This window comes from Paraclostridium sp., assembly GCF_051656405.1.
GTDB lineage: Bacteria > Bacillota > Clostridia > Peptostreptococcales > Peptostreptococcaceae > Paraclostridium.
In genome coordinates, this window is record NZ_JBOGBV010000054.1 from 1 (window position 1) to 8,768 (window position 8,768).

Sequence of the window (8,768 nt, forward strand, 5' to 3'; positions counted from 1 at the left end):
AACAATTTGAATGACAAATTATACCAAACTACTATATAATAAACATATAAAAGACAAAATATACTTTGGGGGGATTTCTTTGAAAAAAAGCATAAATCTAAATAAAAAGAAAGCTATTATAGGTGGCGTGGTAGTAATAGCTATTTTTATGGCGGTTTTTTTGGGAATTAAAATAAAAAACAGTATGAGCAATGCAAATGAAAAAGCTCAAGTTCCTGAAATATACACTGTTCCAGAAAAAGAAAAAATTATTATAGATGGAAAGGTTATGCCAGGGAAGTCAAAAGATTTTTTTGCAGAACCTAGTAAAGGAGAAATAGAAAACATAGCATTAGAAGATGGACAAAAGGTTGATCAAGGTCAGGTATTATTTACTTATAAAAATGAAAATGTTTCTCCAGAAATCGATAGTTTAAAAGAACAAGTAACAACAAAAGAAGAGGAACTAAAAGTTATTCAAGATGAAACTTTAAAGAAAAGCATTGAGGAAGAAATAACTAAATTAAATGATAAGATAAAAATAATTGAAGATAAATCTAGTTATTCAGTAGAAGCTCCTTTTTCAGGTAAGGTGTATATAAGCCATCAAAATAGCAACGAAAATGAGCCTACTCCAATTATGACTTTAGATTCTGAAGATCTTTATGTAAAAGGACAAGCTAGTGAACAGGATTTATCAAAGATAAATTTAAATCAAGAAGTACAAGTAATGGTAAATTCGACTAAAGAAAAGGTAAAAGGTAAAGTTACTTTTATAGGAGAGAGACCTTCAGTTGATAAAATTGCATCTAAGAAGGATTCAAAACAAAGTTTATCTTACTATGATATAAAGGTTAATTTTTTAGAAAATCAAGATTTAAAAAATATTAAAAATGGATTTCATGTTCAAACTACTATAGAAGTACTTAATAATCCTATAAAAGTTCCATATACTTCATTATTGCAACAGGATGAAAAGAGATTTGTATATAAGGTAATAGATGGAATTGTATATAAACAAGAAGTTAAAACTGGTGAAACAAATAGTGAATTTGCAGTAATAACTGAAGGTGTAGGAGAAAAAGATAAAATAATAAAATCTTCAAATAATAAAAATATAAAAGAGGGAGAAAATATTTATCCTAGCAAAGGAAATGCAATGGAAGATTAGCTAGTTTTATAAAAATAAATATAAAAAAATGATTATTTGTATAACATTTTGTAGAAAACATGCATATATATTATTAAGATGTTGATATTTATATATCGCATTTAATAACATAAAAAGGGTGAATAAATTTATGACATGTAACTACAAAAATAAGTTTAATAAATGTAATCCAGGTTGCAATGAGGAATGTTTAAATGACTGTAGTGAGTGTAGTAAGTACCAACAATTAGCTCATGAAAAATGTGAACAAGCTAACTGTATGATAAATAAAGCTAGTAGAGTTGCTCAACAAGCTAAACAAGCAGAACAAAGAGCTGATTGTTTAAAACAACAAGCACTAGAAGAATGTGCAAGAGCAAATTGCTTATGGGAAGAATACAGAAGACTAGCTAAACAAGGCGAATCTTTAATGAATGAGGCTAAAAACTGCATGGAAGCAAGTGTAAAATGCTATAAAGACTGTTACAAAGACGACTTTGGATGCAATATGGCTGACTATGGATATAAACCATGTTTAAATGAAAATCATGGATGTAATCACGAGTGTAACCATGAGTGCAATCACGATTGTAATCATGTAAATAAATGTAGTCACAATGATAATTGCGAATGCTAATAAATAAAATGTATTAATTAAGAGCAACACTATTTCAAATATAGTGTTGCTTTTGATTTGTATAAAAGATTAAATAAAAAAAGTGAGAAAAATAAGAATATTAGGTATTATAAGTCTAATATTGATTTAATTTTAACGTAGTCATATAATAAATGCATAATAAATTTTCAAAAATTTTCCTTTTAATATTTAGTTTAGATGGAAATCCTAAGTATGAGGTGATTTAATATGAAGGAAAATAATATCAAAAAAAATGTTAAAAGTGAAAGCTTACAAAACAAAGAAAAAAGAATTAACTCTGTTGTAAACTCTATATTAAGTGAAAGTACTAGCAAGTCAGATCCTGATGGACACTATACAGGCTGTCCTAAAGGAGAAGCTATTAGACCTATACAAGATGTGGATGATTTATAGAAAGAGAAAAATTACACCGAGGAAGGAGATTTCTTATGATTTACACAACAGAAATCACAAATATGTGTAAAATAAACAAAGGACCAAATCATGGACCAGCTCCAATACCAGAAGAGGGTAAATGGGTAAAAGCAACTCAAATTACAGATATATCAGGATTAACACATGGTGTAGGATGGTGTGCTCCTCAACAAGGCGCATGTAAACTAACATTAAATGTTAAAGAAGGTATAATTCAAGAAGCTTTAGTTGAAACAATAGGATGTTCAGGTATGACACATTCAGCAGCAATGGCGTCTGAAATTCTTCCAGGCAAAACTATATTAGAAGCATTAAATACAGACTTAGTATGTGATGCTATAAATACTGCTATGAGAGAACTGTTTTTACAAATAGTATATGGTAGAAGCCAAACTGCATTTTCAGAAGGTGGATTACCTGTAGGAGCTGGACTTGAAGACCTTGGAAAAGGACTTAGAAGTCAAGTTGGAACTATGTATGGAAGTCTTGAAAAAGGACCTAGATATTTAGAAATGGCAGAAGGATATATTACTAAATTAGCATTAGATGAAGATAACGAAATAATAGGATATGAATATGTTCACCTAGGAAAAATGATGGAAATGGTGGCTAAGGGAATTGAAGCAAATGAAGCTCTAGAAAAAGCTAAGTCTAACTATGGTAGATTTGATGAAGGCGCTAAATTTGTTGACCCAAGACATGAATAAATAATAAGGAAGGTGAACTATAATGGCTTTATTTGAAAGTTATGAAAGAAGAATAAATCAAATAACTCCTGTATTAGAAAAATACGGGATTAATTCTATAGAAGAATGTAGAGAGCTTTGTAAATCAAAAGGATTTGATCCTTATCAAATAGTTAAAGATACTCAAAACATAGCTTTTGAAAATGCATGCTGGGCATATACAGTAGGAGCAGCTATAGCTATAAAAAAAGAGTGCAAAAAAGCAGCAGAAGCGGCAGAAGCTATAGGAGAAGGCTTACAAGTATTTTGTATCCCAGGTTCTGTTGCAGATGATAGAAAAGTTGGGCTAGGACATGGAAACCTAGGTGGAATGCTTTTAAGGGATGAAACTAAATGTTTTGCATTTTTAGCAGGACATGAGTCTTTTGCAGCAGCTGAAGGTGCTATAAAAATAGCTGAAAAAGCTAATAAAGTTAGAAAAGAAGATTTAAGAGTTATATTAAATGGACTTGGAAAAGATGCAGCATATATAATATCGAGAATAAATGGATTTACATATGTACAAACTGAGTTTGATTATTATACAGGTGAATTAAAAGTAGTAAAAGAGAAGGCTTTTTCAAAGGGTGATAGAAGTAAAGTAAAATGTTATGGATGTGATGATGTTAGAGAAGGAGTTGCAATTATGCACCATGAGGGAGTGGATGTATCTATAACTGGAAACTCAACTAATCCAACAAGATTCCAACATCCAGTAGCAGGAACTTATAAAAAGGAATGTTACCAAGAGGGGAAAAAATATTTTTCAGTAGCTTCAGGAGGAGGAACAGGAAGAACTCTTCATCCTGATAATATGGGTGCTGGACCAGCATCTTATGGTATGACTGATACTATGGGAAGAATGCATTCTGATGCACAGTTTGCAGGATCTTCATCTGTACCAGCTCATGTTGAAATGATGGGACTGATAGGTATGGGAAATAACCCTATGGTTGGAGCTACAGTTGCAATTGCAGTTGCAGTAGAAGAAAGTTTTAAATAGATTTTAGTAGGTGTAAAATAAAAGGTAGTGATTAGAATTTTTAATCACTACCTTTTTACGTTCAAAACATTACAAATTTCTCATTTTATTGTAAAAATAGATAATAGTATTTAATGATTTATATAAGTACTTTAATAGAAAAAAACTATACTAAGAGACTATCATTCATAAATACAAATCAACTTGATATAATAGAAGAAAAGGGGGGATTATTGTGAATTTAAATTCAATGGATTGCAGATTAGAAGAACAAAAGAAAAAGGTTATACAAGAATATAGATTACATTTAAACTCTAATTGTAATTGGGAGTATATACACCCAAAAGGAAAGTATCAGCCTGTTGAGTACTTTTCACAAAAATTTGTGGAAAAACATTCTGCTCTTGCTATGATATTTCAAATACATAAACTTTGCTTTGCTAAGATTAAATACTTTGAAAATAACGTAGATGATTTTATACCATATTCATACTCCTTTAAGGATGGATTTGAAAGATGTGAAATGCATAAAGTTCAGTTTTTATATCATATATATAGCCGCTATATGATTGGAATTGCTGAACTTCAGAATATAAAAGATATAGATGAATTTAAAAAATTATGTGCTTATTTAGAAAGCTTTAAAAATTAATTTAAAAAAATAAAAAAATATGATTTAAATAAAAAAAAATGGGTATAAACAAAAATAAACGTTTAAATAAGTAATATTAAATGTAAAAGCTTATATATGGGACAATCCAATTATTGCTTTTGAAATTGTGAATATTTAAATGATTTAATAAAATTATATAGTAAAATTAAAAATCTAAATAGTATATAAATTATTTAAAATAAATCTTTTCCAAAATGGAATTCCAATATGTAAGCTAAAAATAGCTTTTAACTTATTTATACAATCTGTATTTTAATGATTGTATAAAAATTTGATGTTGGCACCATTGGAGGAATTATATTATGGATGAAGAATTTAAATATTTAAAAATACCTGATGATAAAATAGGAATGATATGGACCTTATCTTGTATAAGTGATATATGTGTTATTGAGTTTGGAACACATATAAAGACTCATTACGTTGTAGAAAATATAAATAAAATATGTAATGAGAATAAATGTAAGATATATTCTATACATATTGATGAAGATGAAAATGTTTGCAATATATTTGAAAAATTAAAAAATGCTATTATAAATTTAGATAATAATATTAAACCTAAGTATATTTTTATTGTAGAATCTTCTCAGCCATATATAATTGGTGAAAATATATTAGATTTGTGTAAAGATTTAAAGGGGGTTGCAAGTTGTAAGTTATTACCTATAAATATGAGTAATTTAAATTATGATTATAACATAGGACGAGAATTTGCATTAGAATTTTTAGCTAAAAAAATAGTAAAACATAATGAAAAAGATATGAAAAAGTACAACATAATGGGATTTAGTGTTGATAAGTACAATTATTTAGCAGATATAAAAGAGTTACAAAGGATAATGAAAGAGCTATTTAATAAAGAAGTAAATACTATGTTTACAGTTAACTCGAGTATTGAACAAATAGAAAATGCATCTAAGGCATCATTGAATATAGTGGCTAGAAAAGAAGCATTAAAAGCTGCTAAATATATGGAAGAAGAGTATGGAATTCCATATATTTATATAAATTTATACGGATTTAAAAATGCTATAAAATTTATAGAATCGATAAAGAAAATAGATGGATATGAATTAGATGAAGAAAAATACAATGATGAAATGAACCAAGTAAAAAAGAGATTGCTTCAAGTTAAAAAGAAATTTTATTTTTATAAAGGAAGTAAAGACTGTGCTATATTTGGGGATTTTGACACTGTTTTAGGAATTAGTGAAATGCTAAAAGAACTAGGATTTAATGTTGATAGGAAAGAAATTATTTATAAAACTTGCGATGATGCAAACATTGTAAATGAGAAGGCATATCTAGAAACAACAAAATATTTAAACGATAAAGAACTACTGATACTTTTAGGTGATAGGGTTAGTATTGATATGAGACATAAATCTAAAAAAGATTTACAAATAAGCAACACGAGTTTAGATTTAGTTGATAAATGTATTGATACACCTTATATTGGTTTTAAGGGATGTATGTACATAATTAATCAGATTTTAAATATAGATATATATAGTGAAATAGAAGCTTAGATAGCTTCTATTTTTTTTGTTTTAAAATAGAAGAAAATGTTAACAAATATATTATTTAGGCATATTATACATTACAGGTAAAAAATCTGTAGACTAAATAAAAGGGTGTGTATTTATCTATGAGTTGTAAAAAGAATATGTGGAATAGCTGTGAAAGTAATAAATGGGACAACGTATGCTACTATAAATGTAAAAATGGATGTTCTAAAAATTGCAATAAAGATATAGCTAAAACAAAATGTCTTATAGATGATATAAGAGCTAAAAATAATTTGTTAGGTAAAGACTTAAAAGATGCTAAGCAAAATCAAAAAGTTGTTAAATCAGCTTTAGATAATATAGATGATAATGTAGCTAATTTAGTTAAAGATATAGGACATATAGAAGATGCTTTAATTAATGCTGTAAAGAGTTTAAATTGCATAATTAAAGATTTAGATAAGGCTATACCAGCTCAAAATGCAGCATTAGAAGATATAAAAGATGCACAAGACAAACAAAAAGATTTAAAAGATTTAATCGACAATTTAGAAAATGCTTTTGATGATACAGTAGAATGTTTAAAAGAAAAAGATGGAAATCCAATATTAATACCTTTGGATGATTGTGATGAAGAAAAACCAGACTGGGGTTGCGATTGCGATTGCTAGTTATATAATATTTTTAGGAATGTAAATATATTTACATTCCTTTTTATGATTAAAGAAATTATGATTAACAAAATTTGTGGAGAACATATGAAACTTAGTTATACAAATACATCATATTTTAAATATAAAAAGTAAACAAAATCATGTGTTAGGCATAATATGGATTACAGGCTAAAAGCTTAAAAATTTGTAAGGGGGATTTTAAAGATGAGCTATAAACAAAATGGTTGGAATGAATGTGAAAATGCAAATAAATGGGAAAATGTATGTTATTACAAATGCAAGGACCATGGTTGTGGTGGAGAAAATTGCAAAAAAGATATAGAGAGAACAGAAAATATTATAGATAGTATAAAAGTAAGAAATGAAGAATTAGGAAATGATTTAAAAAATGCTAAAGAAAATCAAAAAGAAGTGAAGTCAGCACTAGTTGCAATTAATGATAATGTTGGGAACTTAGCAAATAATCTGGGTGAAATAGAAGCTGCATTAGCACAAGCAGCTTGCGATTTAAAATCTATAATGGATGAATTAGAAAAAGCTGTTCCAGCACAAAATGCAGCTATTAAGGATATAAAAGATGCTCAAGGTAAACAAAATGATATAACTGTATTAGCTGATGAGCTAGAAAAATCATTTGAAAAAACTGTGAATTGTTTAAAAAGAAAAGATAAACCACCAGTACTAATACCTTGGGATGATTGTGATGATGATTCTGAAGGATCTGGGTGCAAGTGCGATTAATAAGTAAAATAAGAAAGGTGTATTCAAGGAAACTTGAATACACCTTTCTTATTTTACTTTATTAATTTAATAAAACTTGAGAACAATACTCAGAAAATGTCAAAAAAAATAAGGGTGTTGAAAAAAATGAAAAATTATGTATAATAGTTTGTGTAGTAAAAATTACACAAAAGTTAAAAAGGAGGAATATTTTGAAAATTACGACAATTGCGACAATAAGAAAGAGTGTAGTAGCTGTAGTTTTATCAACAGCATTTATGTCGACAATGACAGTTTCTCACGCAAATAATTATAAGGTGTTCATAGATGCAGGCCATGGTGGAAATGATAATGGATCTGCTTATAATAATAGAATCGAAGATAATTTAAATCTTCAAATAGCTAATAAAGTTGAAACAAAGCTAGAAAAACATGGAATAGATGTTATAACTAGCAGAAAAAGTGATGAATATGTATCTTTAAGAGAAAGAACAAATAAGTCAAACTTATCAGATGTTGATATGTTTGTATCTATACATCAAAATGCAGCAGAAGATACAACTACAAAGGGCATAGAAACTTTTTATTATAATGATGAAAATAAAGAGTTTGCAGATGTTGTTCAAAGAAGCTTATTAAGTAGTACTGACGGACTTAATAGAGGTGTTAAAAAAGGAAACTTACAAGTTTTAAGAGATAATGAAGCTCCAGCAGTACTTGTAGAGTGTGGCTTTATATCTAATGAAGATGAAGGCAATAAGCTAGCAACTAATGAATATCAAGAAAAAGTAGCTAATGGTATAGTTGACGGAGTTATTTCAAATTTAGGCTTTAAAGATGAAAAAGGACTTAAAGTTAATAAAAATGTAGCTATAGCTTTATCTGATGGAGTTTGTGTAAGAAACGGAAGAGGTAGTATGTTTAACACAATAGGATACTTATCAAAGGGAGAAAAAGTTGAAGTTTTAGACACTAAGTTTGACTGGCATAAAATAAAGTTTAATGGACAGTGCGGATATGTATCTAACGTGTATGTAAAATAATAAATAGCATTTAAAAAGGTTATCTAAGAAATTAGGTAACCTTTTTTTCGTTTAAGTCAATTTTGGTTGTTTTTTTAATCTTTATACAATCTTAATACATCAATAATTATCTTAACCTCCACTTTATACTAAAACACATAAAATGAGTATATAGAAAATTTAGGAGGAGATTATGAAGATGAGTATTGTAATTCAAGTATTTGTTTTTATTGCAGTAGTTATATTACTAGCAAAACCTT

Annotated in this window: 10 protein-coding genes; all 10 read left to right on the forward strand. The window is 28.0% G+C overall.

Annotated features, from left to right (window positions below; translation table 11 throughout):
• Positions 1-79: 79 nt before the first annotated feature.
• The 10 genes from ACRDDE_RS07515 to ACRDDE_RS07560 all read left to right on the forward strand — a co-directional run bounded on the left by ACRDDE_RS07515 (position 80) and on the right by ACRDDE_RS07560 (position 8,529).
• Positions 80-1,150, forward strand: a complete 1,071-nt coding sequence (locus tag ACRDDE_RS07515; protein WP_438626679.1) for an efflux RND transporter periplasmic adaptor subunit — start codon at positions 80-82, stop codon at positions 1,148-1,150.
• A 130-nt stretch (positions 1,151-1,280) separates the two neighbouring features.
• Positions 1,281-1,766 (forward strand): hypothetical protein, encoded by a 486-nt coding sequence (locus ACRDDE_RS07520; protein WP_021429311.1) that lies wholly within the window; start codon positions 1,281-1,283, stop codon positions 1,764-1,766.
• A 228-nt stretch (positions 1,767-1,994) separates the two neighbouring features.
• Positions 1,995-2,180: a hypothetical protein gene (locus tag ACRDDE_RS07525; protein ID WP_438626680.1), complete on the forward strand. Its 186-nt coding sequence runs from the start codon at positions 1,995-1,997 to the stop codon at positions 2,178-2,180.
• 35 nt (positions 2,181-2,215) lie between these two features.
• Entirely contained in the window at positions 2,216-2,908 is a 693-nt protein-coding gene (locus ACRDDE_RS07530) for an iron-sulfur cluster assembly scaffold protein (protein ID WP_021429279.1), read from the forward strand.
• 22 nt (positions 2,909-2,930) lie between these two features.
• A complete protein-coding gene (locus ACRDDE_RS07535) occupies positions 2,931-3,929 on the forward strand; it encodes a GGGtGRT protein (RefSeq protein WP_438626681.1) in 999 nt (332 codons plus the stop codon).
• A 214-nt stretch (positions 3,930-4,143) separates the two neighbouring features.
• Positions 4,144-4,560: a hypothetical protein gene (locus ACRDDE_RS07540; RefSeq protein WP_438626682.1), complete on the forward strand. Its 417-nt coding sequence runs from the start codon at positions 4,144-4,146 to the stop codon at positions 4,558-4,560.
• Between the two features lie 323 nt (positions 4,561-4,883).
• Positions 4,884-6,113: a nitrogenase component 1 gene (locus ACRDDE_RS07545; RefSeq protein WP_438626683.1), complete on the forward strand. Its 1,230-nt coding sequence runs from the start codon at positions 4,884-4,886 to the stop codon at positions 6,111-6,113.
• A gap of 119 nt (positions 6,114-6,232) precedes the next feature.
• A complete protein-coding gene (locus ACRDDE_RS07550; protein WP_438626684.1) occupies positions 6,233-6,763 on the forward strand; it encodes a hypothetical protein in 531 nt (176 codons plus the stop codon).
• Between the two features lie 207 nt (positions 6,764-6,970).
• On the forward strand, positions 6,971-7,507 hold the full coding sequence (locus ACRDDE_RS07555) for a hypothetical protein (RefSeq protein ID WP_438626685.1): 537 nt from the start codon (positions 6,971-6,973) through the stop codon (positions 7,505-7,507).
• A gap of 191 nt (positions 7,508-7,698) precedes the next feature.
• Positions 7,699-8,529, forward strand: coding sequence for an N-acetylmuramoyl-L-alanine amidase (locus ACRDDE_RS07560; RefSeq protein WP_438626686.1), 831 nt, complete (start codon positions 7,699-7,701; stop codon positions 8,527-8,529).
• The last annotated feature ends 239 nt before the right edge of the window (positions 8,530-8,768 follow it).

Excerpts from the sequence above, each read along its gene's own strand:
- ACRDDE_RS07550 (WP_438626684.1), top strand. The coding sequence starts at position 6,233 with ATGAGTTGTAAAAAGAATATGTGGAATAGCTGTGAAAGTAATAAATGG.
- ACRDDE_RS07530 (WP_021429279.1), top strand. The coding sequence starts at position 2,216 with ATGATTTACACAACAGAAATCACAAATATGTGTAAAATAAACAAAGGA.
- ACRDDE_RS07545 (WP_438626683.1), top strand. The coding sequence starts at position 4,884 with ATGGATGAAGAATTTAAATATTTAAAAATACCTGATGATAAAATAGGA.
- ACRDDE_RS07535 (WP_438626681.1), top strand. The coding sequence starts at position 2,931 with ATGGCTTTATTTGAAAGTTATGAAAGAAGAATAAATCAAATAACTCCT.
- ACRDDE_RS07525 (WP_438626680.1), top strand. The coding sequence starts at position 1,995 with ATGAAGGAAAATAATATCAAAAAAAATGTTAAAAGTGAAAGCTTACAA.
- ACRDDE_RS07520 (WP_021429311.1), top strand. The coding sequence starts at position 1,281 with ATGACATGTAACTACAAAAATAAGTTTAATAAATGTAATCCAGGTTGC.
- ACRDDE_RS07555 (WP_438626685.1), top strand. The coding sequence starts at position 6,971 with ATGAGCTATAAACAAAATGGTTGGAATGAATGTGAAAATGCAAATAAA.